This window comes from Sorangium sp. So ce426 (genome assembly GCF_051475585.1).
GTDB lineage: Bacteria > Myxococcota_A > Polyangia > Polyangiales > Polyangiaceae > Sorangium > Sorangium cellulosum_B.
Map to the genome: position 1 here is coordinate 7,001,504 of NZ_CP150341.1, position 24,966 is coordinate 7,026,469.

The window sequence follows — 24,966 nt, forward strand, 5'->3', positions numbered from 1 at the left end:
GACCGGATCGCGAGCGGTGCTCTCTCTCACACCCGCCGCGGAGCGGCCACCCGCCGGCGGGGGAGCGGCGCCTCGATACGGCCTCTCCGCGCGTGCCGCGCCGGAGCTCCATCTTTGATGGCGACGAAGAGCGCGGGAGTGATCGTCGCTTTCATCTCGACGGAGCGCGTGGAGTTGCGTAGTTGCGCAGCTGCTCAGTCGGGCGCTGGCACGTCGCGCGGGTCGCGCGCGATGTGCGCAGCGCGCGCAACGCGGGTTGAGCGCCTCATCACGCAGCGAGCATTGCGCCGGCCTTGCGGTCCTCAGGGGCGGCCCGAGGATTGCAATCCTGGCGGCTTCATGAAGCCCTGCACCCAGGAGGACATCCGCTCCAATCGCCCGTTCGCCGGCCGCAGGGCGGTGGTGATCGGTGGGAGCATCGCGGGCCTGGTCGCAGCCCGCGTGCTCGCCGACCATTTCGGCGAGGTGGCCGTCGTCGAGCGCGACGCCATCCCGGATGACCTCCGCGAGGCCCGCAAGGGGGTGCCCCAGGCTCGCCAGCTCCACGGGCTGCTCGCCCAGGGAGAGCGGATCCTGAACGACCTGTTCCCCGGCTTCACCGGGGATTTGCTCCAGGACGGAGCCATCGCGTACGACTTCGGGCTCGGCCTGGCGTGGCACCACCACGGCGCCTGGAAGCCGCGCTTCGAGACGGGGGTGCGGACCGTGTGCATGACCCGTCCGCTGCTCGAGGCGCACGTGCGCCGCCGCGCGTTCGCGCTGCCGAGGGTGCGGCGCCTGGACGAGCGCGAGGTGGTGGAGCTCTCGGCGTCTCGCGATCGCTCCCGGATCACGGGCGTCGTGCTCCGGCAACGCGACGAGGGCGGCCAGATCGAGCGGCTGCCGGCGGAGCTCGTGGTGGACGCCAGCGGGCGCGGCTCGCGCGCGCCGGCGTGGCTCGAGGCGCTCGGCTACCGGCGGCCCGACGAGTCGACCATCCAGGTCCGGGTGGGGTACGCCAGCCGTCAGTACCGGCCGCGGGATCCGGCGGAGCTCCCGTGGAAGTCGCTGTACGTCCTCGGCTCGCCGTCCGACAGCCGGCGGTTCGGCTGCATCGCGCCGATCGAGGGCGGGCGCTGGATCGTGGTGCTGGCGGGCCTGTTCGGCGATCACCCGCCCGCCGATCCCGAGGGCTTCCTGGAGTTCGCCCGGGGCCTGCCCAACGACGCGCTCTACCGGGCGCTGCTCGGGGCCGAGCCGGTGACGGACGTCGCCGTCTCCAAGTTCCCGGCGCACCTCCGGCGGCACTACGAGCGGATGGCGCGGATGCCCGAGGGGCTCGCCGTGCTGGGCGACGCGCTCGCCAGCTTCAACCCCGTTTACGGCCAGGGGATGACGTCGGCCTGCCTCCAGGCGCTGGCGCTCGACGCCGCGCTCAAGGAGCAGCGCCGCCGCGCGGGGCGCGGCGCGATCGCGGGCCTCACCCGCCGCTACCACGCGGCCGCGGCCAAGGCGGTCGACCTGCCGTGGCGGATGTCCACGGGGGAAGACCTCGCCTACCCCGAGACCAGGGGCCGGCGGCCGATCCTCCAGCCGATCATGCGCTGGTACACCGGGATGCTGCACCGGGCCGCGCAGGTCGATCGCGAGGTCTATGTGCGCTTCGTGCGCGCGTTGCACATGCTCGACGGGCCGGAGGCGCTCCTGGATCCTCGCTTGATCCTGCGCGTGCTTCGCGCGGGGCGGTCAGGGTCGCTGCCCGAGGTGGCCGCGGCTGGCGCGGCCCACCGAGGGCAGCCCGAATGACGCCTGCACAGCTGAGTCCGCCGCTTCGCTCCGGCGCGTGACGACGGCGACGGCTCCGCGCCGGGCGAGGGCCGGTATCGGCGGGACGAACGCGCCGTGGTGCCGTGTCGACAGGCCTCCTCCGGCGGGGGGCCGCCCCGCGCGGCTGCAGGGCGTTGCCTGGCCGTCGTGTTCTGGCAAGACGTGCGCGCCTTTTACCCACGACGGGTGGTATCGAATCGTCTCATGGCGCGGCGCCGGTCAGGCGGCGGACCCGGTCCGCGTGGGGGCTCGCCGGGAAGTGCGAGAGGAATTCCCCGGCGCGGGCGCGCGCCTGGTCGGCGCGCCCGCTGCGCAGCAGCGCGTCGATCGCGACGATCTCCCGGTCGGCCGCGAGGCGCCCCTCCGGGAACTCGGCCCGGTGCTCGTCGAGCAGGGCGAGCGGCGCCTCCGGCGATCGCGCGAGCACCGCCCTGATCTCCGCGAGCCGCCCGGCCTCCCGGAGCAGCTCGTCGCGCTCCAGCTGCGCGGCCGCCGTCGCGGCGGGCCGAAGCGTGGGCTCGCCCTGACCGGCGCTCCCCTGGGGCAGCTCCCGGCCCACGCCGGGCGCGGACCGCGGCGGCAGATCGGCGCCGGGCGCCGGCACGGGCGCCCCGAGCGCTTGATCGCTGCAACCTGCGAGGAGGGCGAGGAGCGGGGCGGCGAGGCCTCCCGCGATCCACCGGGTGTGTGACGAATGGTGAACGACATGCATGTCGTCGACTCCTTCATGGGGCCGAGCTGGCGGATCCCCGTCGAGACGCGCCCGCGAAAGCGCGCGTGCCCATTGCGGGACCGCAGCTCGCCGTCGCCATGGCCGCCAGGGCGGCACGGCGTATTCGACGTAATGAGCTAGCGCTCCAGCAACGACGGCCCGAGCACCAGCATTCCTAGCTGACAGGCGTATTGTAAAAATGAACCATCGATTTGTCAACACGGCTTACTTACGCCGTCCGAGAGCGGCGCTGCCGCTTGTCGATGGCCGAGATCGCCCTACTCGGCTCAGAAGGCGCCGGCGACGCCCACGCCCGCGCCGCCGCCCGCCGGCGCGAGCGAGAGGCGAAAACGCCGGGTGCCAGAGCTTGCAACGCCCGCGCGCGGGGCATGAAACAGAGCCGGGATCAGCACGCCGGAGGCGGCGCCGAACACGGCGCCCGTGAGCACATCGGTGAAATAATGGCGATCGCCGGCGATGCGCAGGTAGCCGGAGAGCGCGGCGATCGCCATTCCGTTCGCCCATACCCACGGCGCCGCGCGATAGCCGCGCATCGACGCGACCGTGCCGCTCGCGGCGGCGAGCGAGAAGGCAGCCGTGGAGTGGCCGGAGAAGAACGAGAGATCGTCGTCGTGCGGGAGCGGACCCGAGGGGCCCTCGCCCGCGCGGAGCACATCCGGGTTGTCGTGGTGGGCATAGGGCCGCTGGCGGCCGACGATGTACTTGGTGATCTGGTTCGTGTTCATCGCCACCACCATCGCTTCGGTGACGATCACGAGATCGGCGGCGATGTTGTCGGAGCGGCCGTCGTACCACGCGGCGAGCGCCGTGAGGCCCAGCGCCGCGGCGGGCGCGACGCCGAGGACCGTCACGTTGCTGAGATCATGAGCGGTGTTCGGGTTGCCTCTCCAGACCAGCGCGTCGCGGATCGACGTGTCGAGGGCGTTGGCCGTGCACCAGCGGCACGATCCGGGGGCGAGGCCCTTCTTGGCGAGCTCGGACGCGATCCATGCGGCGCCGCCGACGACGGTGATGGGCAGATCGATCTCGGGTCGGTACGTGAGCTCGGGGGACGGGTCGGCGGCAGCGGCCGGCGAGGACGAGACGGCGACGAGGAAGGCGGAGAGCGCGAGCGCGGCGGTGGCACGCATGAGGGGCGCGAGCGTAGCCGGGGTGGAGGGGCACGGAAATCCGTCGCGGGCGTCAGGCGCGCGACGGCCCCGGCGTGGCGAGGAGCAGCCCGTCGAGCAGGCGCGCGTGGGCGTCGTCGACCAGGTTCCGGAGCGCCGTCGGTCCGGCCTTGGAGAGGGCCCCCGACGCCGCGAGGGTCGCGAGGCCGTGGTGCATCGCCCAGATCGGGACCGCGAGCGCCCACGGATCGCCGGGCGGGAACGCGCCGGCGCGCTGCGCCTCCTCGATGAACCCGAGGAGCACCCCCAGGTTCTGCGCGGTGGCCGCCGCGACCCGCGGGTCGCCCACGTCCACCTCGCCGGAGTACATCACGTGGAAGGGCGCGGGGTGCTCCAGCGCGAAGGCGACGTAGGCGAAGCCGGCGGCCAGGAACCGCGCCCGGAGGTCGCCCCCGGCGCCCGCGAGGGCGGCCGAGATCCGCGCGCCGAGCGCCGCGCTCGCCTGGACGGCGAGCTCGGTCATCAAGGCGCGCTTGTCCGCGAAGTGGCGGTAAGGCGCGGCGTGCGAGACGCCGATGCGCCGCGCGACCTCGCGCAGCGTGAAGCTCGCGTTCCCTTGCTCCTCGATGAGCGAGAGCGCCTCCTCCAGCACGGCGCGCCGGAGGTCGCCGTGGTGGTAGGGCCGGTCGACGGGGCGCGACGCGGGCGCGGGTGAAGAGCGCGACGCGGTTGCGGGTGAGGGGCGCGACGCGGGCGCGGGTGAAGAGCGCGACGCGGTTGCGGGTGAGGTGCGCGCGCGCGGACGGCGGCGCCTTGCGGAGGAAGCCACAGCGCAGGCGCACGATACCACGAAGGCCGCGGTCCACCGAGCCGCGGGGCGCAGGGCCGCGAGCTCAGGAGCTGCAGGCCGTCGCGAAGAAAATGTAGGCAGCGGAAACTTTCCCATGTTGTCACTGTCATCATCGGGCGCGCGGGCGGCCAGGTATGGCTGGCGCGCTGCACCTGATCCAGGAAAGGAGCCCCGTATGTCCGAGCCCCGTCGATCCCCCGAGCGCGAACGCCTCCTCACCGCCGTGGAGCGCGTCCGCGGCGTCGCGACCGCCCACGCCGAGGCGTCCGAGCGGCTGCGCACGCTCGCGCCCGCGGTCGTCGACGCCCTGCAATCGAGCGGCCTGCTCGCGATGGCCGCGCCGCGCGCGCTCGGCGGCGTCGAGAGCGACCCGCTGACGCAGGTCGAGGTCTTCGAGGCGATGGCGCGCGCGGACGCGTCGGCGGGGTGGTCGCTGATGATCAGCGCGCTGCTCGCCGCGCTCGCCGGGGGCACCCTGCCGGACGAGGGGGCCCGCCAGGTGTTCGCAGGGCCGTTCCCGACGTTCGCGGGGCTCCAGATTCCGACCGGCCTCGCGCGGCGCGCCTCCGGGGGGTACGCGCTCGAGGGCCGCTGGGCCTTCGGCAGCGGCGTGCGGCACGCGTCGTGGGTGTTCACCTGCGCCGTCGTGGCCCCGGAGGGCGGGGCCCCTCCGGCGGGGCCGCCCGAGATGATCAGCCTCGCTGTCCCGCGCGAGCAGGTGGTGATCGAGGACACGTGGGACGTGGCCGGCCTGCGCGGCACGGGGAGCGACCATTACCGGATCGACGGCGCGCTCGTGCCCGAGGCGCGGACGTGCCCCTTCCCGGCGGCGCCTCAGCGGCGCGGCGGCGCGCTGGTTTCGCTGCCGTTGCTTGCCCTGCTCGCGGCCGGTCACGTCGGCTTCGCGCTCGGCGTCGGGCGGCGCGCGCTCGACGAGATCGCCGCGGTCGCCCCGCGCCGCGTGAAGGCGTGGCCGCAGCTCGCGCTGGGCAGCCACGCGGCCTTCCACATGGACCTCGGGCGCGCGGAGGCAAAGCTCGCGGCGGCGCGGGCCTATGCGTTCGACGTGCTCGGGCGGATGTGGGACCAGGCGCGCGCTGGAGAGGCGCTCTCGATCGAGGACTGGGCGGCGATCCGGCTCGTCCAGACGGTTGTGACCGACGTCGCCGCGGAGGTCACGGGCTTCGCCTACCGGGCCGGCGGCGGGGGCGCGCTCTACGCGGCGAGCCCGCTGCAGCGGTGCTTCCGGGACATCCACGCGGCGACGCAGCACATCGCCGCGACCGACGACGCCTACGAGTTCGCGGGGCGCGCGCGGCTCGGGCTCGCCGAGCTGCACCCGATGCTCGCGCCGCGGCCGCCTCGGGGGGTGGGTTAGCTCGACAGGGCGGCTGAGCGACGCGCGCTCAACCAGGCTCCGGCCACGCCGGCCGATCGCCGAGGATGCGCGGCTTGTGGCGCTCCAGGTAAGCGCGACACCAGGCGTCCAGCGCCCCGCGCCGGCTGACCCGGCGGATCGCCGTGTAGAGCACGAGCTCGCGCAGCTTCATGAACCGGTTTATCTCCGCCAGCCACCGCGCGGAGAGCGCGTTCTCCCGGGCGTAGCCGTCCAGGAACCTGTCGCGGAACCTCCGGAGGAGCTCGGGCGGCCGCCCGGGGCCGAGCGGGTCGATCGCGACATAGAAGAGGACGATCCCGAGATCGCTCGCGAACCACTCGTAGGCGCAGTCGTCGAAATCGATCAGCGTCAGCGCGCCGCCGTCCTTGAGCACGTTCCCGAAGTGGGCGTCGGTGTGCACCAGGCCGAAGGCGTCGCGGTCCGTCGGCAAGGCCCGGAGCTCCGCGACGAGCCGCTCTAGCCGACCGCCAATCGGGTCGCGCTCGTCCTCCGGCAAGAGCTCCCGCGCGCTGGTGAAGTCGCCGTCCTCATGCCACGCATGACGCCGCCTCGCCGACGGCGGAACATACACCTTGGTCGCGGCGTGAAGTCGCCCCAGGAGCCGCCCCCAGGCGGTCGCCACGTCCGGCGTCAGATCGTCGGCAGAGAGCGGAGCGCCTGGCGTCTTCGCGTACGCGCGCACACAGACGGCCTGGCCGGCCCCGCCGAGCAACGCTGCGTAGCTGCCGTCAGCGGCCCTGATCGCCGGGGCGGCGCGGACGCCATTGGCTGTCAGGTACTCCAGCCATTCGCACTCCGCCTCGACCGCGTCCAGGGACCTGCGCCCGGGATCCCCGAGCTTCAGGACGAAGGTACCGTCGCGCCGCCGCGCCTCGAACACCTGGCTCTCGAAGCCGCCGATGTGCCGGCAGGTCGCCGGATCGAAGCCGTAGAGCGCAAACGCGTGCTCGAGGAGTGCGGGATCCACGGGAGTCGTATCGCCCGCTCCGGAGGGCACCCCCGCGCTCAGGGCGGGCTGCCTTCCGGCGGGCACGCGACCCGCTGGGGCGGCGGCGGGTTGCACATGACGACCACGGGAGGGCCTCCGTCGCGAGAGGGCCGAGGCCGCGGGCAGGGGTTCGGGAAAAACTGCCTGCACGTGCCGTCCGGGCCCCGGATCACCTTCCCTCCCTGCGCGGGCGGCGGGAGCGGCTCCTCCTCGCCCTGCGCCGCCGTCGCCCCTGCGCCGTGGGGCGCACTGGATGCGGCCAGCGCCGACGTCGTCCCGGCGTCCTGTGACGTCTCCGGAGCCGCCGCGTCCTGCGTCTCCGTCGTCCCGGCGTCGCTGGGCGCGACCGCATCCTCCACGCCCGACGAATACGTCGGCGTGAGATCCAGGCGCGGCGGGTTATCGGACGGCGGCTGAGCCGTGCCACAACCCGCCGCGCCGCCGGCCACCGTGACGACGAACGAGGACGCGAGCGCGCGGCGGCGCCGGCGCGACGAGAGCTTCATGGCGGCCATCCTAGACCGATGGCCCAATCCACGTCACCCGAACGGCGATCCAGAACGCAACGATGGGCTCTACAGCGGAGCGCAGATTTGTGTGCTACGGACTCAGCCGCTGGCCAGGCGAGTGAGGAGTGCGCCTGAGCTGCACGGACAGGAGCCGCGGCGGGTCGCTCCTGGCGGCCTCTGCGTCGCGCCACTCACCCAGGTGAACGAGCTCGAACCCGGCCCCCAGGCCGCCGTTCACGTACTGTGACACGTCATGCAGGAACGCTGTCACACGCTCCGGCTGGCCCGTCTCCGGGTTGATGAAATTGGCCTGCCCCCCGCGCATCTGTCGCACGGGGTGCAGCTCGCACAGGAAGAGCTCTCCTCCCGCGCGCAAGACGCGGGCAGCCTCGGCGAAGACCGCGTCGATGTGCTCGATGTGCTCCAGCACGAGCATGGCAATCACGACGTCCGACGAGCCCTCCGCGAGGGGCCAGGGATCGCGGATGTCGTGCTGTACGAACCGGACGCGGGGAGAAGACACGCGGGCCCTCGCGCGACGCAACATCCCCTCGGAGAAATCCAGCGCGAGGACGCTCCTCGCGTGCTCGTCGAGCCACTGCGTGTTGCGCCCGGTGCCGCAGCCGATCTCGAGCACGTCCCGGCCAGCCAGCGCCAGGCCGCGCTGCCGGAGGACCTCGGCCGCCAGCTCGCGCGTCCGGTTGACATCGTCATCGTACGTCGCGGCCCATCGATCGTAGGCCGTGGCGATCTCGGGCTTGTCCGGAGAGCTGGACATGAGCTCGCTCGTCATCACAAGCTGAGCTCGCTCAGCCCCGGATGTTCGTCGGGTCGACGCCCGAGCGGCCAGTGGAACTTCCGCTCCTCCGTCGCGATCCGCACGTCATTGATGCTCGCCTCGCGCCGCCGCATCAGCCCCTGCGCATCGAACTCCCACTGCTCGTTGCCGTGGGACCGGTACCAGTTGCCGCTGTCGTCGTGCCATTCATAGGCGAAGCGCACCGCGATCCGGTCCCCGGTGAACGCCCAGACCTCCTTGATCAGGCGGTAGTCCAGCTCCCGCTGCCATTTGCGGTGCAGAAACGCCTCGATCGCCGCCCGCCCCTCGAAGAACTCGGCCCGGTTCCGCCAGCGGCTATCGACCGTGTAGGCCTGAGCCACGCGCGCGGGATCCCGGCTGTTCCAGGCGTCCTCCGCCAGCCGCGCTTTCCGGGCGGCGGTCTCTGCGGTGAAGGGCGGCAGCGGCGGGCGCGACACGACAGGATCTTCGCTCAAGGTGCACCTGAACGAACCTTCCTCGAATCTCCCATCCCCGGCAACCCCTTTTCACGCGAAGCTCCCCAGGGCCGTGCCGCGGACCGGCCGCTCCCGCCCTGCCATCGGCGCGCGCCCGTCGCTCGAGCGCGCCGCCCCGCGGGACCGCCCTGCCCGCTCCGGCGCAGGCGCGGTTTGAGCGGCCACGACGGTTGGCGCTCGCGCCGGCGGCGGGAGCTCGTTAGAGTCGCTCCGCGCTCCGAGGAGCCTGTGCGCTCGAGAGGGATCCGATGACCATTCCGTTGACGTGCGTCTTCATCTCATTTCTCTTGATCTACGTGGCCCGCCTGTTCGTCGCCAGGGCGCAGGCACAGCAGCCCGAGGGCCTGGACAACCGCAACCCGCGCGACCAGCAGGCCAAGCTCACCGGCGTCGGGCGCCGCGCCCTCGCCGCCCACCAGAACGCCTTCGAGGGGTTTGCGCCCTTCGCCGCCGCCGTCTTCACGGCCCACCTCGCGGGCGCCGACGCTCGCTGGAGCGCCATCCTCGCCGTCACCCACGTCGCCGCGCGCGTTCTCTATCTGGTCATGTACATCGGCGACAAGGCCTCTGCCCGGACCGCTGTCTGGATCATCGGCTTCGCCGCCACCGTGGGCCTCTTCCTCCTGAAGTGGCTGGTCTGAACGCCGCAGCGCCGGCGCGGCGGGGGCGCCGCGGCAGGCTCAGCGCGGCAGGGGCATCCACGCGCCGTCCGTCGGGACGTGGACCTGCGCGGGCAGGTTCTTCGAGGCGGCGCGCTGGGTGAACGCCGTCACGGGCTCGCGGTAATGGGCGAACGTGGTGTGGTGGATGGGGATCACGTGGCGGACGCGGAGCAGCGCGGCGGCGGCGACCGCCTCCTCCGCGTCCATCGTGCGGAGGCCCCGCGCGCCGTCGACGCCGACCGCGCCGAGGTGCGGGAGCCAGAGATCGATGGGCGCGAAGCGGGCCGCCACCGCGCGCATCGGCTCGGTGAAGACCGAATCGCCGGTCCAGTAGACCGAATAGGGCGCCGCGCCCTCCCAGCGGAGCACATAGCCGTTGCCCTTGCCGAGCGTCGCGTCGAGCGCCGCATCGTGGGCGTGGTTCGCCGGCACGGCGAGGATCCGCAGGCGGCCGGCGCGGGTCGGGAGCACGGCCTCGTTGTCCCAGTCGAGCGGCGTCAGCTTCGTGAATCCGGCGGCGCGCGCCGCGCCGACCGCGTCGGGAGGTAGGATGAAGGTGACGTCCTTCGGGAGCGTCTCCCTCGCGACGGCGTCGAAATGGTCAGCATGGTTGTGGCTGAGGAGGATGACGTCGAGGTGCCCGAGCGGCTCCGCAGGAGGATCGGTATAGCGGGCGACCGGCGCGTTCTCGACGCCGGTCGACGGGTGCTTGGGGAGCACGAACGCCGCTGGCCCGCGCGGGCCGAGGACGGGATCGGTGAGCAGCCGGAGGCCGTCGCGCTCGAGGATCGCCGTCGGGCCGCCGCGCCACTGGAGGCGCCCGCTCGAGGCCTCGGCCGCGGCGGCTTCGCCGGCCGGCGGCGCGATCGCGGCCGGCGCGCCGGCCGGCGGCGCGCTGGCGCCGCCGCGGTCCGGCGAAGCACAGGCCGTCAGGGAGAGCGCGAGCAGCGCCGCGACCGCCGAGCCCACGGGCGCCCGCGGCCTGCGCGGGCGACGCATCGAGGGCGCGCCTGCGCCGGGCTCGGCCCCGGCGGGCTGCGGGAGCTGCTCGGCACGTCCATTCCACCTGCTCGGGACACCCGTGATGCTGTTCATCGTCGTCGCCTTCCTGGCCGCGCTGTTGCGATGAGGTTCTCGGCGAGGGACCGCGCGCGCGCGGCGGCGCCCGGTCCCCCCTCGCGGACGGCGGTCACGATCGCGCCGTCGATCAGCAGCAGGATCTGCGGCGCCATCGCGCTGGCCGAAGGCACGCCGGCCTCGCGCAAGAGCCGATCGAAATAGTCGATGAGCCGCTGCTTGTGGCGCTGCGCGGCCTCGTGCGCCGGGTGGCTCCGGCTCGCGACCTCGACCATCGTGTTGAGGAACGCGCAGCCGCGAAAGTCGTCCGCGGCGAACAGCTCGGCGAGCGCGTCGAAGACCGCGAGCGGCCGGTCCCGCGGATCGTCCGCGAGCGCCTCGACTCGCACGGCAAGCCACTCGCGAAAGCGCGCGTCGCGCGCGTCCAGCACCGCCACGAGCAGGTCGTCCTTCGTCGGGAAGTGGCGGTAAAAGGTGGCCTTGGCGACGTCCGCCTCGGCGATCAAGCGATCGACGCCGACGGCGCGGTACCCCTCGGCGTAGAAGAGGCGCTCCGCGACCTCGAGGATGTGGCGCCTGGCGTCCCGCACGACGCTGATCTAGACAGACAGGTCTGTCTTGTCAAGCGCGCGGAGAGGCGCCTGCGGACCGCCGCCCGCAGGCCCTCCGATCGGAACGCCGCGCGGAACGCCGCGCTGGAGCCACCCGTCAGGGGACGTTCATCTCGAACGCCACGCTGTAGTTCGGCTGGGCCTTGCCCGTCGTCGAGCCGACGAACGGGTCGGAGTCGCGCAGCTGACCCCAGCGGATCGTGCCGCCCGTCATCGACGTCCCGTCGGTCGTCATCGCGTAGCCGACCATCACGCCCGACGCGGGGAGGTTTTGCGCGGTGATCTGCACCGAATCGCCGGAGATCTCCACGCCGCTGATCGGGATCCGGGTGTTGCCGCTCCAGAGCTCGAAGCCGCGGCCCTGCGCCCACTCCGTGAACGCGGTCTGGTGGGGAGACGGCAGCGCGCTGTCCCAGGCGAGCGGCGGCACCGGGACATGGAAGTGCACGGTGACGACGTCGCCGCTGCGCTCGACGCGCGTCGGCTGGAGCGGCTGCCAGTCCTTCCCGAGGACGACCTTCTCGAAGTAGATCTGGCCGAATTTCTCGCCGAGCTGCTGGTAGCCGTTCGCGTTCAGGTGGATGTGATCGCCGGCATACGGATACTGGTACTTCGGACCCGAGCAGACGATATCACCCGGGTGATCCACGCCCACGCGCCACTGCGCCTGCGTCGACGTCGACCGCGTGCCGGCGTCGGTGTGCACCGAGTTCTGCTGGGACACGAGCAGGGGAATGCTCCGCGACTGGCCGGTGATCCGGAGGAGATCCTGGTTGTAGTCGGACCACAGCTTTACCAGCTCATCCCCGTAGGTCGCGCTGCCGGCGTCGGACTCGCCGTGCGTGATCACGACGGCGCCGACGCCATACGTCTTGCCGGCCTCCCTGGCGAGGCGCGCGATGGCCTCGGCCTCGAACAGCGTCGCCGCGTAGGCGCGGCCCATCGACGTGTCGCCCGTGGCCGTCTGGGTGGCGCCCTTCCGGAGGACGCTCATGGGCTGCCCGCTCTCGCCGACGACGGTGTGCACCGTGACGTGGTCGCCGCCGGCGGACGCCTCCGCGAGGGACGAGATCTGGTCGGCCATGGCCGTGTGCGGCGTCTCGCCATAGATGTTCTTCGGGTAAGCGCTGGGGTAGGTCGTCGCGAACCCGCGGATCGGCTCGACGAGCGGCACCAGGGAGAGGGCCGTGTTCGCCGCATCGAAGGGGGGCACGCTCGCGTTCCCGAGGGACAGCTTGAGGTTGTGAAAGCGCTGCGTGGTGGTGCGGGGCGGCGTGCCCTCCGCGCCGACCGAGAGGCTCTGTCCCGTGCCGACGATGCCGCTCCAGTCCCAGAGCGGCGCCGGCGGCGCGCCGCCGCCCCCTTCGCCAGCGCCGCCAGCGCCGCCGGTGCCTGCGGCGCCGCCGCCCCCTTCGCCGGCGCCGCCGGTGCCCGCCGCGCCGCCGGAGCCGCTCGCGCTGCCTGTCGCGCCCTGACCGCCCGCGCCGCCGGAGCCGCTCGCGCTGCTCGTCGCGCCCTGACCGCCGGCGCCCTGACCGCCGGCGCCAGAGGACGTCCCGTCCGACGAGTCGCATCCGAACGCCGCGAGGAGGAGAGCGAGCGTGCCTGACGAACCGAGGCTCAAGAACGAAGATTGTCGCATGTTGGCTCCTTGCCGCTGCACGAGCGGGCCGGGTGATCGCGCGGCCCGGAGCGTCGATCGCCAGGCCGCGTGGTGGAAACCATGACCGGCCATAGCACGGAGGCGCAGAAAAAACTGAACCGATTCAGTTGATGGGGACCTCTTGAGGACCTCAACCTCGGTCGGAGGCTCGGCCGGGGTGTCAACCTCGGTAGGGCCTCACGAGCCTCATCACGGGCGCCGCAAGGTTGCCGGACCGTGGCGCGCACTGCGGGGGGGCTTCGATGCGAGTGGGCACAGCCCTCCGTCAAAGGACCGGCAGCGGTCCGAGGCGGCTCACGGATCGTCTCGGTTCATTCCTGTGAGCCGTCCGGGGGCGGAGGCGGTCCCTTGGGTCGACCGGGACGCGCCGCGATCCTGCGCGATCCTGTCCGCGCATGCGTTCGAAGGAGTATATGAAATGAATCGATTTCTTGGCTTCATCATGATGGCGGCGTCGAGCGTCGCCATGGTCGGTTGCGGCAGCGACGGCAGCGATGCCGGCACGGGCGTCGGTGGTGGCGGCGGCAGCGGTGCCGGCAGTGGCGGCAGCGGTGCCGGCAGCGGCGGCATCGGTGGCGGCACGGGTGTCGGTGGCGGCACGGGTGTCGGTGGCGGCACGGGTGTCGGTGGCGGCACGGGTGTCGGTGGCGGCGGCGGCACATTCTCGCTGGACACGGACACCGGCTGCTCCGGCGTGTTCAATCCCGATCAGATGCTGGAGTACGCCATCACGATGGCGCCCGACGATTACGCCGCCATCCTCGCCGACACCACGTTCTCGCTCTCCGCCCCCGGGGAATTCAGCTGCAACGGCGGTGCGCCCATGCAAGTCGCCATCGAGCGCAAGCGCTCGGGAGGCGCCACGAAGGTGGGCCTCAAGGTCGACCTGAATTCGACGGTCGCCGAGCAGACCTTCCACGGCTTGAAGAAGCTGGGGTTCGACAACGGCACGAGCTCCGGCTCCAATCAGGATGATGCCACGCCGCGCGACGTGATCGCGGAGTATCTCGGCTGGCGCTTGATGCGCGCAGCGGGCGTCATGGCCAGCCGCAGCGCGTTGGCCAAGATCAGCGTCAACGGCGGCCCGGCGATGGTGTACGTGCATGTCGAACAGGTCGACAAACGTTTCCTTCAGGATCGGCTGGGCGAAGACGACGGCTGGCTCTACAAGAAGTCCGGCGGCGACGGCGACGGCTTGAAGACGCACGAGAGCGACGGCGTCGAGAACCCCCACGAGGCATGGTACTGTTTCCTGAAGAAGGGCGGCTGTGCCAGCCCTGACGACGCGACGCTCGCCGAACAGCTACCCACGCGCGCCGACATCCCGCAGATGCATCGCCTGGGCGCCGTCAACGCCATCATCGGCAACACCGACGGCCTGCTCTACAAGGACAACAACTACTACCATTACGACTCCGTCGGCGGGAAGCGCACCTACTTCCCCTGGGATCTCGACACCACCATGTCGGCCTCGGTGAACATCACCAACGGCAGCGTGCCCGGGGGCACCACCGCCTTCACCGACGCGTTCTTCAGCCACTGGGAAGCCGACTACCTCGCCATCGTCCAGCAAATCCTCGACGAAGAGATCACCGCGTCTTTCGTGGACGCCGAGCTCGACCGCGTCCTCAGCGTTGCCGCTGCGCCCATCGACGCCGACCCCGCCCTCGCCGACGGCGCCGCCGACGCGGTCTCCACGCTGAGCGCCTGGTGGCAAGAGCGCCTCCCGGAACTGAGGCGACAACTCGAATGAGCGCACGGCCAGGCTGACCCACCCCAACCCAACAGCACCTTTTGGCGCGCCCGCCGGCCTGGCAGGCCTCGCGAGCCGCCGGAGCCAGTGAACCGCGCGCGTGTTCACGAGCGTTCGACGATTGAACTTCATCGGACCGCGCCATGAATGGGAATGGCACGGCGCCCGAAGGAGAGGGAGTACGGCATGGATCTCAGTGCATGGTGCGCGGCGGTCTGCGCAGGGATGATGGGTCTCACCGGGTGCGGCGGAGACCCGGGGACCGGCCAGGAGAGCGGCTCGCCTGGCGCCTCGGGCGGCGGAGTGGCCGGCGCGGGAGACTCGGGGCAGGGATGTGAGCGCCGCCCGTGGCGGCCTCCGCGAGGGACGAGATCGGGTCGCCAGCGCTCACCTCGATCCGTCAGAGGCGCGCCTCCAGGGAGAGCGAGACGGCGAGGAGCGGGCGGCCGTAGCGGGTCGCGCCTGCGGCGGAGCCCGGGCTGCCGGCGCTGCGCTCGGGGTACGGGATATCGATGGCTGGAAGCGCGGCGCCGGCAAGGCCGCCGAGGCGAAAGCCCGCGTGATCGTGCACATACCAGCGCACGGCCGCCTCGACGTGCGGAACCGCCGCCCACGCGGCGCCGGAGGCGCCGTCGAACACCGGCGACGCGAGGAGCGTCTGGTGATGGAGGCGCAGCACGGACGCGCCCGCCCCGAGCGTCGCGAGGCCGTGGCCGCTCGCGAAGGAATGCGCGCCGCCCGCCGCGGCGCCGACGAAGGAGACACCGTGCTCGATCCGCCCGCCGGGGACGCTCCAGGAGGTGCCGCCGAGCGTCGTGGTCCCGTCCACCGCGACGTACCAGCCGCGGAAGATCGCGGACGCGCCGATCGAGAGCGCCGGCGTCGCGGGGACGTCGCCGAAGGCGACGAGCAGCGTGGGGCCGACCGAGGCGGCGAGGCGCGTGCGTGGCCGCGCACCGCCGCCGGCGCGCTGGGAGGGTTGATCGGCGGGCGAGGTGGAGCTCGAAGCGAGCGCGCGGGTAGCGGGAGACGCCTGAGAGGTCGTCGCGGCAGAGGCCGCCGGACGCGCGGCGGACCCGCTCTCGGGGCTGGACGCCGAGGGCGGGTGACCGTGGCCGCCAGCAGCGGCGACGCCGGTCGAGGGAGGGCGGGAGACGTCGCGGTGCAGGAGGCGGGCGCGAAGGAGCTCGACGGCGGCCAGGGCGAGGACCTCGGGGCCCTCGCCGCGGCGCACCGCGACGTCGAGCTCGCCGCCCCCGTGCCGCGCGGCGAGGGTGATGGTCGCGCGCTTGCGGGCGACGACGACGCGCGCGTCGGCGTCCTCGGGGTCACCCGTGGTGATGCGCACATCGAGCGCGCGGAGCTCGTCGCGGATCCGCTGGAACGTCGCGTCCGCCGGGTCGCCGGAGAGGGACACCGTGGCCCGCGCGGGCGCGCTGGCGCTGGCCGGGGCTCCCGCCGCGTCCGGCGCCGCGCCGAGGAGGCCCGGCAGCGCCACGAGCGCCGCGGCGAGGCGGAGACCGGCGGCCGCGCGGCGCGCAGGGTAGCGCTCAGCGCGCATCCGCGAGCGAGCGCGCGAGGGGCGCGTAGGCGCCGTGGGGGTACTCGGCGAGGTACCGGAGCGCCGCGCGGCGCGCGACCTCCCGGTCCCGCCGTTGCTGGAGCTCCAGGCTCCGCCCGAGCGCCTGCTCGCGCAGCGCGCCCCCCGGCGCCTCGCGGAGGTACGTGTCGAACCAGGCGAGCGCGTCGGCGGAATCGCCGAGCTGATCTGCGGCGAGCTTGCCGAGGAGGAACGCCGAGTCGCCGCGCGCGCCGTGCCGCGCGCGCAGGGCGAGCAGCGCGGCGCGCGCCGCGTGCGGGCGCCCCGCGTAGCGGGCGGCGTCGGCGAGCAGCCGGAGCTCGTCGGGCGCGGCCCGCGCGAGCACGGCGTCGATCCCCAGCCGCTCGACCGCCGCGAGCGCCTCCTCGTGGCGCCCCGCGCTCGCCAGGGACTGCCAGCGCGGCGCGGCGTCTGTCCCGCCGGCCCCCGGCGCGCGCGCGGAGCGATCCCCGTCCCCGGGCGGCGCCGCGGCCGCGGCGCTCGCGCCTGCCGAGGGGGCAGCGGACGCGTCGCTCGCCGCGGGCTCGTTCGGCGCGGTGAGGTCGAGCCGATCGCCCGCCGAGAGCCGCGCCGTCCCGAGCTCCGGGCCCGTCACCTCGACGCTCCCCTCGGCGAGCGCGAGCGTGAAGCGCCGCGCCTCGGGCGCCCAGCCCGCCGCGAAGCGCGTCCCGGTCACGCGCACCGCGTAGGGCCCGGCGTGGACGACCCAGCGCGTGTCGCTCCGGTGGACGACGCGGAAGTCCACGGCGCCCCGCTCCACGCGCAGCTCCGCGCCGCGCGCGTCGGTCGCGAGGACCTGCAGCGCGGACGCCGCGTCGAGCCGCACGGAGGTCCCCTCGGCGAAGGTGAAGGCGACGGGCGCGTCGCGCGCCTCGACCCGCGCGCCCGCGCCCGGCGCCGGCTCGCCCGCGGGGGCCGCGCTCGGCGCGGCGGCGAGCCCGGGACCGCGCTCGGGCGCCCAGGCCGCGCGGAAGCTCGCGGCGCCCCCCGCCGCGAGCAGCAGCGCGGCGGCCGCGGCCCAGAGCGGGTAGCGCGCCCGGCGCGGCCGAGCCTCGACCTCGGCGGCGAAGAGCCGCGCGCGGGCCGCGGCCAGCGTCTCGGCCGGCCTGGCGCGCTCGTCGGATGTGCGGGCCACCTCGGCCCCGAGGGCCTCGATGCGTCGTGTCACGGGGTCCATCGCGCGCCCTCCTCGATCCAGGCTGCGAGCACGGGGTCTCGCCGGGCAGCGCTCACGAAGCGCGCCTCGGCCCGGGCGATCCGCCGCTTGATCGTCGCGAGCGACACGCCGCCGGCGGCCGCGGCCTCGGTGAGCTCCATCCCTTCGATGTAGCGCAGCGCGAAGGCCACGCGCTCGTCGAGCGGGAAGGACTCGAGCAGCCGGTAGGTCCGATCATGAGCCTCCCGGAGCTCCGCGTCGGCGCCGCGCGCCGGGAGCTCGGGGAGGTCCTCCGGTGAGAGGAAGCTCAGCCAGCTCCGGGCCTTGCGCTGGCGGATGCTCTTGCACGCCGTGTGGACGGCGACCGACCTCATCCACGACGTCAGCGCCGCCGCGTCGCTCACCTGGTGGACGCTCGAGTAGGCCGACACGAAGGCGTCGTGCACGACGTCCTCGAAGGTCGTGTGCCGCTCGGTCCCGAGGATGCGGCGCGCGATGCGCTCGACGAGGGCGCCGTAGCGCTCGAAGAGCATCGCCTTCGCCCAGGGGTCCCCGCGCTGGAGCCGTCGGAGGAGCTCGGCGTCGTCGCGCTCCACCGGCAGCGCGACGAGCTGCCCGCCGCTCGGCGCGGCGCCGGCGCGGCTCGCGGGGTGCGGCAGCGCCGAGCGAGATCCGCTAGGCACGGCGGCCTCCTCGACGGGACGCTGCGAGGTCGCCGGGCCGTGGCGCGGCGCTGCGGGGCGGGGCGGGGCGGCTTCGATGCGGGTGGGCACGGCTCTCCGTCAAGGGACCGGCAGGGGTCCGAGACGGCTCACGGATCGTCTCGGTTCGCTCCTGTGAGCCGTCCCGGGGCGGAGGCGGTCCCTTGGGGTCGACCGGGACGCGCCGTCCCCTCCCCTGCCATGCACCTCGCCGCCTTCGCTTCTTGCTTCGTCGCCGCCGCCGCCCTCGCGGACGCCGCCGGCGCCGCGCCGCCCCAGCTCCCCGGAGATTGGCGCCACATCGCCGAGGCGCAGGAGCGGCTCGCGATCGCCGATCACGCGGCGGTCGAGGACCTCCTCGCGCGGATCCCCCCGGGGAGCGAGGCGGCGCGCGACGCCGGCATCCTGCGCGGCCAGCTCGACGCGGCGCTGGCCCCGCGCCTCGAGCTCGAGACCCGCGCCCTCGCCGACACGCAACCGCTCGACCGCTGGTCGCAGGGCGCCGGGCTGTCGTTCTGGCCGAACGCGGGCCTGCAGCTGCGGCTCCGCGCGCTCGGTCTGTGGTACCCGAGCGCCCCGGGCGCGACGGCGGAGACCCGCGGCCGCGCCACGCCGGCCCACGCTGTGGGCGGGCTCGTGGGGCTCCTGTTCCGCCCGGCCCGGGCCGACCTCGACGTCAGCGCGACGGGGCTCGGGCGGGTCTGGGCGGACGGCAGCGCGCAGGTGTCGGGGAGCGGCGAGATCGAGGGGCGGTGGCTCTCGCCGCTGCGGCTCCGCGCCTCGGCGCGCCGCGACGAGCTCCTCGACACCCACGCGGCGATCCGGGAGCACGCCTTCGTCGCCGCGGCGGGCGGCGCGCTCGCCGTCACCGACTGGAGCGGCTGGAGCGGAGAGCTCCGCGGCGAGGGGCGCTGGTACTCCGACGGCAACGACGGCGTCCTCGCCTGCGGCTGGGCCGTGGCGCCGGTCCTGCGCGGCGCGCTCGGCCTCAAGGCCGGGTGGGGGGCGGCCTGGGCCGACACCTCGCGCTCGCGCTGGTCCCTCGCGACGCGGACCTACTCGCCGTACTTCACGCCCCTCGGCCTGCGCCGCCACGGACCCATCGTCGTCGCGGCGCTCTCGCTCGGCAAGCTCCGCTTCGACGCGAGCGGCGACGTCGCCGTGCAGGCGAGCGAGCTCGATCCGACCGCGCTCGCCTGGGGCGTCACGTCGCGCGTCGACAGCGCTCACGTCGACCTCCGCGCGGGCGCCTCGCTCGACCTCGGCGGCGCCCGCGTGGGCGCCACCTACCACCACAACCAGAACCTCCACTACCACGTCCATGACGCGGCGATCCGTCTCGAGCTCCCTCTTTGAGCCGGAGCTCTTCCGGTGGTCGTCGGCCGCGCCCGTGCGGCTCGTCGATCGCGTCATCGTCTGGGCGCTCGTGGCCTTCGGGCTCGTCGGCGTCGCCGGCTTCGCGAGCTTCTGGTTCCAGGAGCGCCACGTCGCCCACCTCGCGGCCTTCGTCGCGCTGTCGATCGCGGTCTGGTACGGCATCAGCCGCATCGTCCTCGCCTGGATCGGGTACCTCGCGGTGGACCGCGTCGAGCACCGCCCGGCGCCCCCGGGGCTCTCGGTCGCGGTCTTCACGACGGCCGCGCCGGGCGAGCCCCTCGCGATGTTCGAGGCGACCCTCGCGGCGCTCGCCCGCGTCCGCTACCCGCACCGCACCTACCTCCTCGACGGCACGGCCGACCCGCGCTTCCGCGCCCTCGCCGAGCGGCACGGCGCGGTGTGGCTCGACTCGGACGGCGTCCCGGGCGCCAAGGCGGGCAAGATCAACGCGGCCCTCGCGCGGACCACGGAGGACTTCGTCCTGGTCCTCGACCCGGACCACCTGGCGTTCCCGGAGTTCCTCGACCGGGTCCTCGGGCACTTCGACGACCCGCGCGTGGGCTTCGTGCAGGTCTCGCAGGGCTACTACAACCAGGCCGACTCCCCGATCGCCCGCGGCGCGGCCGAGCAGACCTACGGGTTCTATGGGCCGATGCAGCTCGGGCTCCACGGGCTCGGCTGCGCGGTCGCCATCGGCGCCAACTGCACCTTTCGCCGCGCCGCGCTCGCGTCCGTCCGCGGGCACGCCGTGGGGCTCGCGGAGGACCTCATGACGTCCGTCCGGTTGCACGCGGCCGGGTGGCGATCGGTCTACGTCCCGGAGATCGTGAGCCGCGGGCTCGTCCCCGACGACCTCGGCGGGTACTTCGCCCAGCAGCTCAAGTGGGCCACCGGCGCGGTCGACGCGCTCTTCTCCGAGGTCGTGCCGCGCTTCTTCCGGCTGAGCGCGCGCCAGCGGCTCTCGTACGTGGCCATCGGCACGTACTACCTCACCGGCCCCGCCACGCTGACGTACCTCGCGCTGCCGCTCCTCGCGCTCTGGGGCGACCTCTGGCCCATGCGCGTGGATCCGGCGGGGTTCGTCGCCGCGGGCGCCCCCGTCGCCGCGGCGGCGGTCGCGCTCCACGCCTACGGGCAGCGGTGGTTCTGCGACCGCGCCTCGGAGGGCGGCGTCCACTGGCGCGCCCTCCTCCTCAAGCTCGCCGCCTTTCCCATCTACACGCTCGGGGTGGCCCTGGCGATCGCGAAGCGCCTCGTCCGCTACGTGCCCACGCCCAAGCGCGGGCTCGGCGGCCGGCTCCTGCCGCTCGCGTGGCCGCACCTGCTCGTCGTCGTGTCGTTCCTCGCCACGACGGCCGCGAGCCTCTGGCTCCGGGCCTCCGCGCGCGGGCTCGCCGAGCGCTGGAGCGACGCGGAGTCCTACTGGGCGACGCTCGTCTTCGGCGCGCTCGGGGCCGCCTCGATGAGCGGCGCGATCGCCTGGGCCGCGCGCGCGCCGCGCCGCGCGCCGCGCGCCGACCCCTGGGAGCGGCTCCCCGCGCCCGGAGCCACGACCACGACGATCACCACGATCACCCCAGGAGGATGACCATGAAGCGCTCCCACCGCGCCGCGCTGGCCGCGGCCGCCACGACAGGCGCCGCCCTCGCGGTGCTCTCCTCGACCTACGGGCGCGCGCCCGCCGAGCTCTGGCTCTCGTCGCTCTTCGGCACGGCGAGCGCGGCGGTGGCCTCGGCGGAGCTCTCCTGGATCGCCGATCCCGAGCGGGACGCGCGGCTCGCCCGCGTGTCCGCGGAGCGCGCGTCGCGCCAGCTCTCGGAGCTCCGCGCCCCGGCGCGCCTCCTCTACGGCGCGCACGACGGGGGCCTGCCGGGCGACGTCGGCGGGTACCTCGCCCTCGAGGAGGCGGTGGGCCAGACGCTCCTCCTCACGCAGATCTACGCGGCCTGGGGAGACGGCGCGGAGCAGCGCTTCCCGAGCCGGGCCGCGCGAGCCATCTGGGCCGTGGGCTCGGTGCCGGTCATCACGTGGGAGCCCTGGCTCAGCGCGTTCCAGCGCCCGCGCCTCTCGCTCCGCCCGGCGGCGACGCCGGACCACGGTGGCCTCACCGACATCGCCGGCGGCGCGTACGACGCCTACATCGACAGCTGGGCGAAGGCGGCGGCGGAGCACGGCCACCCGATCCTCCTCCGCTTCGCGCACGAGATGAACGACGGCTACCGCTACCCCTGGGGGCCGGTGAACAACCCGGACCCGCGGGAGTTCATCCGCGCGTGGCGGCACGTCGTCGGGCGCTTCCGCGCCGCCGGGGCGGGGAACGTCCTCTGGGTCTGGGCGCCGAGCGTCTCGTACGAGAACTACTGGGAGTACTACCCGGGAAGCGCGTGGGTCGACTGGGTCGCGACGGGCGTCCTCAACTACGGGACCGCCGTCCGCTGGTCCAGGTGGTATTCGTTCCAGGAGCTCTTCGCGCGGCACTACGAGCGCCTCGCGCCGCTCGGCAAGCCGCTGATGATCGCCGAGCTCGGCACGCTCGCCGCCGGCGGGGACCGCGCACGCTGGTACGAGGAGGCCCTGACGGGCTTCGCCGAGCGCCACCCCGCGGTGAAGGCGCTCTTGTTCTTCCACGTCGCGAGCGACGCGACCGTGACCCACGAGCCGCTCTCGTGGGCCTTCGCCGACGACCCCGCGGTCGCCGGCGCGGTGCGCCGCGCGCTCGCGGCGCAGGAGAACCACGCACAGGAGGTCCAGCGATGAAGACCGTGTTGCTCGCCGGCGGGCTCGGGACCCGTCTCAGTGAAGAGACCGTCGACCGGCCGAAGCCGATGGTCGAGATCGGCGGCCAGCCCATCCTATGGCACATCATGCAGAGGTACGCCGCGTACGGCTTCGACGACTTCGTCGTGGCCTGCGGCTACAAGGGCGACGTCATCAAGGACTGGTTCGCCGGGCTCCGGACGCGCCGCGCGGACTTCACGGTAAACCTGCGGAGCGGTGAAATCGACGCGCTCGGCGTCCACTGCCCGAGCTGGCGCGTGACGCTCATCGACACGGGGCTCCACACCCAGACGGGCGGGCGCATCCGCCGGCTGAGTGGCGTGCTCGGGCGGGAGCCGTTCATGGTCACCTACGGCGACGGGGTCGGGGACATCGATCTCGCGAAGCTCGTCGCCTTCCACCGCGCCCACGGCAAGCTCGCCACGATCACCGCGGTCCGCCCGCCGGCCCGGTTCGGCGTCCTCGATCTCCGGGGCAGCGAGGTCGCGGCGTTCACCGAGAAGCCGCAGGCCGAGGCGGGTTGGATCAACGGCGGCTTCTTCGTCTTCGAGCCCGGCGCACTCGAGTACCTCGACTGCGACGACGCGACGCCGCTCGAGCGCGAGCCGCTCGAGCGGCTCGCCGGCGACGGGCAGCTCATGGCCTACCAGCACGAGGGCTTCTGGCAGCCGATGGATACCCTGCGCGACAAGCGCCTCCTCGAGCGGCTCTGGGACGACGGGCGCGCGCCCTGGAGGGCCTGACGATGAGCGAGCACCTCGACTTCTATGCGGGCCGCCGCGTGTTCGTCACCGGGCACACGGGGTTCAAGGGCTCCTGGCTCACCGCCTGGCTGCGCCTGCTCGGCGCGCAGGTCACCGGGTACTCGCTGCCGCCGGAGGGCGCGCCGAGCCTCTTCGCCGACGCGCGGATCGACGACGGGATCACCTCGATCCTCGGCGACGTCTGCGACGCGGATCACCTCGCGCGGGCGATGGGCGAGGCCGAGCCCGAGATCGTGCTCCACCTCGCGGCGCAGGCGCTCGTCCGGAGGTCGTACGCGCGGCCGCTGGAGACCTTCTCGACGAACGTCCTCGGGACGGCGCACGTGCTCGAGGCGGCGCGGCGCCTCCCGTCGGTGCGGGTCGTCCTCGTGGTGACGACGGACAAGTGTTACGAGAACCACGAGTGGGTCTGGGGCTATCGCGAGACCGATCCCCTCGGCGGCCACGACACGTACAGCGCGAGCAAGGCCTGCGCCGAGCTCGTCGCGGCGGCGTACCGGCAGTCGTTCTACGGGCGGGAGGTGGCGCTCGCGACCGCCCGCGCCGGCAACGTCATCGGCGGGGGAGACTGGGCCGAGGACCGCATCGTACCGGACATCGTCCGCAGCGTCGCCGCGGGCAAGGCCGTGCGCATCCGGCACCCGCGCGCCGTGCGCCCCTGGCAGCACGTCGTCGATCCGCTCTCGGGGTACCTCCTGCTCGCGCGCCGGCTCTGGGACGATCCGCTGCGGTACAGCGGCGCCTGGAACTTCGGCCCGGACGACGCCGAGCCGCGGACGGTGCGCGTCCTCGCGGAGGCGATCGTCCGCGAGCTCGGGCGGGGCTCGCTGGAGCTGGCCGAGCCCTCGGACGGCGAGCGGCTCCACGAGGCCGGCACGCTGCGGCTCGACTGCAGCAAGGCGCGGTCCCGGCTCGGCTGGCGCCCGCTGCTCGACACCGATCGCGCCATCCAGCTCACGAGCGCGTGGTACGCGCGGTACCTCGACGATCGCGGGCGCGCGCGGCCTCTCGTCGAGGAGCAGCTCCGGCTCGCCACGGGGCTCGCGTGAGGCTCGGCAAGGCGCTGGTCACGGGCGCGACCGGGTTCATCGGCTCGGCGCTCGTCCGGCGGCTCCTCGCCGGCGGGAGCGACGTCGTCGCGACCGCTCCGGCGCGATCGGCGGGGTGGGCGCGCCTCTCGCCGCGCCAGCGGCTCCGGCGGCTCCCGCTCGATCGGCTGACGCGGGACGCGCTCCTCGAAGCGGTCGGCGACGAGCCGCCGGGCGCGGTCTTCCACCTGGCGTCGGCCGGGGTGAACCCGGGAGAGCGCGCGCCGGGCGTGCTCCTCGAGGGCAACGTCGCGGCCCTCGTCGCGACGCTGGAGGCCGCCGCCCGCTGGGGCGGGGCGCGGGTCGTCTTCACGGGATCGTGCTCGGAGTACAGCGCGGTCGTCGAGGGGCAGCTCGTCGACGAGGGCGCGCCGCGCGCCCCCTCGGACCTCTACGGCGCCGCCAAGGCAGCCGCCCACGACTACGGGCGCGCCGTGGCACAGGCCCTGTCGGTGCCGCTCGTGACGCTCCGCCTCTTCGGCGTCTACGGCCCTGGCGAGGCGCCCCATCGCCTCATCCCGCACCTCGGGGCGCGGCTCCGCGCGCGGGAGCGCGTCGACCTCACCGCCGGCACGCAGCGCCGCGATCTCACCTTCGTGGAGGACGTCGTGGAGGCGCTGCTGCTCGGCGCGACGACCGCGGGGCTCGAGCCCGGCGCCGCCTACAACGTCTGCTCGGGGCGCCCCACGAGCGTGCGCGAGGTCTGCCTCGAGGTCGCGCGGCAGCTCGGCGCGCCGGAGTCGCTCCTCGATTTCGGCGCCCGTCCGCCGCGCGCCCGCGAGCCCCCGTGGCTGGTCGGCGATCCCCGCCGCTTCCAGGCCGCCACGAGCTGGAGCCCCCGCACGCCGCTCTCCCCGGGCGTCGCCGCCTCGCTCGCCGTCGCGTGACCCCCGGCCGCGCGCCGAACCACGGCGCGTCGCCGTCGCATCGGACGGGCGAGCGGCCATGACCAGCAAGGCGTCGAGAAACCAGGTGCATGCGACTCGCCGCGGCGGCGGTCGCAACCGAGGATCCACCTGGGCGGCCAGCGCGACGGCATCCCCGCG

Annotated in this window: 23 protein-coding genes; 10 read left to right on the top strand and 13 right to left on the bottom strand. The window is 74.0% G+C overall.

The window, feature by feature from the left end; translation table 11 throughout:
- The first annotated feature begins 339 nt into the window (after positions 1-339).
- Complete coding sequence (locus tag WMF44_RS26070; protein ID WP_437292742.1) at positions 340-1,785, top strand: NAD(P)/FAD-dependent oxidoreductase; 1,446 nt, start codon at positions 340-342, stop codon at positions 1,783-1,785.
- 223 nt (positions 1,786-2,008) lie between these two features.
- On the opposite strand, the gene WMF44_RS26075 is transcribed toward WMF44_RS26070, so the two are convergent.
- The 3 genes from WMF44_RS26075 to WMF44_RS26085 form a co-directional block, all read right to left on the bottom strand.
- Positions 2,009-2,518 (bottom strand): hypothetical protein, encoded by a 510-nt coding sequence (locus tag WMF44_RS26075; RefSeq protein ID WP_437292743.1) that lies wholly within the window; start codon positions 2,516-2,518, stop codon positions 2,009-2,011.
- Positions 2,519-2,805: 287 nt separating this feature from the next.
- Positions 2,806-3,669: a phosphatase PAP2 family protein gene (locus tag WMF44_RS26080; RefSeq protein WP_437292744.1), complete on the bottom strand. Its 864-nt coding sequence runs from the start codon at positions 3,667-3,669 to the stop codon at positions 2,806-2,808.
- Between the two features lie 52 nt (positions 3,670-3,721).
- Positions 3,722-4,300 carry a TetR/AcrR family transcriptional regulator gene (locus WMF44_RS26085; RefSeq protein ID WP_437292745.1) on the bottom strand — a complete coding sequence of 193 codons (579 nt, stop codon included), beginning with the start codon at positions 4,298-4,300 and terminating at the stop codon, positions 3,722-3,724.
- Between the two features lie 373 nt (positions 4,301-4,673).
- On the opposite strand from WMF44_RS26085, the gene WMF44_RS26090 reads away from it, so the two are divergent.
- Positions 4,674-5,876: an acyl-CoA dehydrogenase family protein gene (locus WMF44_RS26090; protein WP_437292746.1), complete on the top strand. Its 1,203-nt coding sequence runs from the start codon at positions 4,674-4,676 to the stop codon at positions 5,874-5,876.
- Between the two features lie 28 nt (positions 5,877-5,904).
- Here the strand turns inward: WMF44_RS26090 and WMF44_RS26095 are convergent, their stop codons facing one another.
- The 4 genes from WMF44_RS26095 to WMF44_RS26110 form a co-directional block, all read right to left on the bottom strand.
- Positions 5,905-6,864, bottom strand: a complete 960-nt coding sequence (locus WMF44_RS26095) for a phosphotransferase enzyme family protein (protein WP_437292747.1) — start codon at positions 6,862-6,864, stop codon at positions 5,905-5,907.
- Positions 6,865-6,902: 38 nt separating this feature from the next.
- A complete protein-coding gene (locus WMF44_RS26100; protein WP_437292748.1) occupies positions 6,903-7,391 on the bottom strand; it encodes a hypothetical protein in 489 nt (162 codons plus the stop codon).
- 94 nt (positions 7,392-7,485) lie between these two features.
- The gene (locus WMF44_RS26105; RefSeq protein ID WP_437292749.1) at positions 7,486-8,187 is read right to left on the bottom strand and encodes a class I SAM-dependent methyltransferase; all 702 of its coding nucleotides are present in this window, start codon (positions 8,185-8,187) and stop codon (positions 7,486-7,488) included.
- Entirely contained in the window at positions 8,187-8,669 is a 483-nt protein-coding gene (locus WMF44_RS26110) for a DUF1348 family protein (RefSeq protein ID WP_437292750.1), read from the bottom strand. The genes WMF44_RS26105 and WMF44_RS26110 overlap by 1 nt, the downstream gene beginning before the upstream one ends.
- 269 nt (positions 8,670-8,938) lie before the next feature.
- Between WMF44_RS26110 and WMF44_RS26115 the strand changes: the two genes are divergently transcribed.
- On the top strand, positions 8,939-9,331 hold the full coding sequence (locus WMF44_RS26115) for an MAPEG family protein (RefSeq protein ID WP_437292751.1): 393 nt from the start codon (positions 8,939-8,941) through the stop codon (positions 9,329-9,331).
- A gap of 39 nt (positions 9,332-9,370) precedes the next feature.
- On the opposite strand, the gene WMF44_RS26120 is transcribed toward WMF44_RS26115, so the two are convergent.
- The 3 genes from WMF44_RS26120 to WMF44_RS26130 form a co-directional block, all read right to left on the bottom strand.
- Positions 9,371-10,447 carry an MBL fold metallo-hydrolase gene (locus WMF44_RS26120; RefSeq protein ID WP_437292752.1) on the bottom strand — a complete coding sequence of 359 codons (1,077 nt, stop codon included), beginning with the start codon at positions 10,445-10,447 and terminating at the stop codon, positions 9,371-9,373.
- A complete protein-coding gene (locus tag WMF44_RS26125; protein WP_437292753.1) occupies positions 10,444-11,019 on the bottom strand; it encodes a TetR/AcrR family transcriptional regulator in 576 nt (191 codons plus the stop codon). The genes WMF44_RS26120 and WMF44_RS26125 overlap by 4 nt, the downstream gene beginning before the upstream one ends.
- Before the next feature lie 118 nt (positions 11,020-11,137).
- Entirely contained in the window at positions 11,138-12,682 is a 1,545-nt protein-coding gene (locus tag WMF44_RS26130) for a dockerin (protein WP_437292754.1), read from the bottom strand.
- A 439-nt stretch (positions 12,683-13,121) separates the two neighbouring features.
- Here WMF44_RS26130 and WMF44_RS26135 point away from each other — a divergent pair, with 439 nt between their 5' ends.
- Entirely contained in the window at positions 13,122-14,456 is a 1,335-nt protein-coding gene (locus WMF44_RS26135) for a CotH kinase family protein (protein WP_437292755.1), read from the top strand.
- A gap of 400 nt (positions 14,457-14,856) precedes the next feature.
- Here the strand turns inward: WMF44_RS26135 and WMF44_RS26140 are convergent, their stop codons facing one another.
- From WMF44_RS26140 to WMF44_RS26150, 3 genes are read right to left on the bottom strand one after another with little or no spacing between them, the layout of a single operon-like run.
- Entirely contained in the window at positions 14,857-16,017 is a 1,161-nt protein-coding gene (locus WMF44_RS26140; protein WP_437292756.1) for a hypothetical protein, read from the bottom strand.
- Complete coding sequence (locus WMF44_RS26145; RefSeq protein ID WP_437292757.1) at positions 16,007-17,233, bottom strand: FecR domain-containing protein; 1,227 nt, start codon at positions 17,231-17,233, stop codon at positions 16,007-16,009. The genes WMF44_RS26140 and WMF44_RS26145 overlap by 11 nt, the downstream gene beginning before the upstream one ends.
- Positions 17,221-17,895, bottom strand: coding sequence for an RNA polymerase sigma factor (locus tag WMF44_RS26150; protein WP_437292758.1), 675 nt, complete (start codon positions 17,893-17,895; stop codon positions 17,221-17,223). The genes WMF44_RS26145 and WMF44_RS26150 overlap by 13 nt, the downstream gene beginning before the upstream one ends.
- A 219-nt stretch (positions 17,896-18,114) precedes the next feature.
- Between WMF44_RS26150 and WMF44_RS26155 the strand changes: the two genes are divergently transcribed.
- The 6 genes from WMF44_RS26155 to WMF44_RS26180 are packed head-to-tail and all read left to right on the top strand — an operon-like array spanning position 18,115 to position 24,807.
- Positions 18,115-19,269, top strand: coding sequence for a hypothetical protein (locus WMF44_RS26155; RefSeq protein ID WP_437292759.1), 1,155 nt, complete (start codon positions 18,115-18,117; stop codon positions 19,267-19,269).
- Positions 19,235-20,878: a glycosyltransferase family 2 protein gene (locus WMF44_RS26160; protein WP_437292760.1), complete on the top strand. Its 1,644-nt coding sequence runs from the start codon at positions 19,235-19,237 to the stop codon at positions 20,876-20,878. Before WMF44_RS26155 ends, WMF44_RS26160 begins: the two co-directional genes overlap by 35 nt.
- A 2-nt stretch (positions 20,879-20,880) precedes the next feature.
- Entirely contained in the window at positions 20,881-22,047 is a 1,167-nt protein-coding gene (locus WMF44_RS26165; RefSeq protein ID WP_437292761.1) for a glycoside hydrolase family 26 protein, read from the top strand.
- Positions 22,044-22,811: a glucose-1-phosphate cytidylyltransferase gene (rfbF, locus tag WMF44_RS26170; RefSeq protein ID WP_437292762.1), complete on the top strand. Its 768-nt coding sequence runs from the start codon at positions 22,044-22,046 to the stop codon at positions 22,809-22,811. Before WMF44_RS26165 ends, rfbF begins: the two co-directional genes overlap by 4 nt.
- Positions 22,812-22,813: 2 nt before the next feature.
- Complete coding sequence (rfbG, locus tag WMF44_RS26175; RefSeq protein ID WP_437292763.1) at positions 22,814-23,881, top strand: CDP-glucose 4,6-dehydratase; 1,068 nt, start codon at positions 22,814-22,816, stop codon at positions 23,879-23,881.
- Positions 23,878-24,807, top strand: coding sequence for an NAD-dependent epimerase/dehydratase family protein (locus WMF44_RS26180; RefSeq protein ID WP_437292764.1), 930 nt, complete (start codon positions 23,878-23,880; stop codon positions 24,805-24,807). Before rfbG ends, WMF44_RS26180 begins: the two co-directional genes overlap by 4 nt.
- Positions 24,808-24,966: the final 159 nt, after the last annotated feature.

Excerpts from the sequence above, each read along its gene's own strand:
- WMF44_RS26070 (WP_437292742.1), top strand. The coding sequence starts at position 340 with ATGAAGCCCTGCACCCAGGAGGACATCCGCTCCAATCGCCCGTTCGCC.
- WMF44_RS26075 (WP_437292743.1), bottom strand. The coding sequence starts at position 2,518 with ATGCATGTCGTTCACCATTCGTCACACACCCGGTGGATCGCGGGAGGC.
- WMF44_RS26080 (WP_437292744.1), bottom strand. The coding sequence starts at position 3,669 with ATGCGTGCCACCGCCGCGCTCGCGCTCTCCGCCTTCCTCGTCGCCGTC.
- WMF44_RS26090 (WP_437292746.1), top strand. The coding sequence starts at position 4,674 with ATGTCCGAGCCCCGTCGATCCCCCGAGCGCGAACGCCTCCTCACCGCC.
- WMF44_RS26100 (WP_437292748.1), bottom strand. The coding sequence starts at position 7,391 with ATGAAGCTCTCGTCGCGCCGGCGCCGCCGCGCGCTCGCGTCCTCGTTC.
- WMF44_RS26105 (WP_437292749.1), bottom strand. The coding sequence starts at position 8,187 with ATGACGAGCGAGCTCATGTCCAGCTCTCCGGACAAGCCCGAGATCGCC.
- WMF44_RS26115 (WP_437292751.1), top strand. The coding sequence starts at position 8,939 with ATGACCATTCCGTTGACGTGCGTCTTCATCTCATTTCTCTTGATCTAC.
- WMF44_RS26120 (WP_437292752.1), bottom strand. The coding sequence starts at position 10,447 with ATGAACAGCATCACGGGTGTCCCGAGCAGGTGGAATGGACGTGCCGAG.
- WMF44_RS26130 (WP_437292754.1), bottom strand. The coding sequence starts at position 12,682 with ATGCGACAATCTTCGTTCTTGAGCCTCGGTTCGTCAGGCACGCTCGCT.
- WMF44_RS26135 (WP_437292755.1), top strand. The coding sequence starts at position 13,122 with ATGAATCGATTTCTTGGCTTCATCATGATGGCGGCGTCGAGCGTCGCC.
- WMF44_RS26140 (WP_437292756.1), bottom strand. The coding sequence starts at position 16,017 with ATGCGCGCTGAGCGCTACCCTGCGCGCCGCGCGGCCGCCGGTCTCCGC.
- WMF44_RS26145 (WP_437292757.1), bottom strand. The coding sequence starts at position 17,233 with ATGGACCCCGTGACACGACGCATCGAGGCCCTCGGGGCCGAGGTGGCC.
- WMF44_RS26155 (WP_437292759.1), top strand. The coding sequence starts at position 18,115 with ATGCACCTCGCCGCCTTCGCTTCTTGCTTCGTCGCCGCCGCCGCCCTC.
- WMF44_RS26160 (WP_437292760.1), top strand. The coding sequence starts at position 19,235 with ATGACGCGGCGATCCGTCTCGAGCTCCCTCTTTGAGCCGGAGCTCTTC.
- WMF44_RS26165 (WP_437292761.1), top strand. The coding sequence starts at position 20,881 with ATGAAGCGCTCCCACCGCGCCGCGCTGGCCGCGGCCGCCACGACAGGC.
- rfbF (WP_437292762.1), top strand. The coding sequence starts at position 22,044 with ATGAAGACCGTGTTGCTCGCCGGCGGGCTCGGGACCCGTCTCAGTGAA.
- rfbG (WP_437292763.1), top strand. The coding sequence starts at position 22,814 with ATGAGCGAGCACCTCGACTTCTATGCGGGCCGCCGCGTGTTCGTCACC.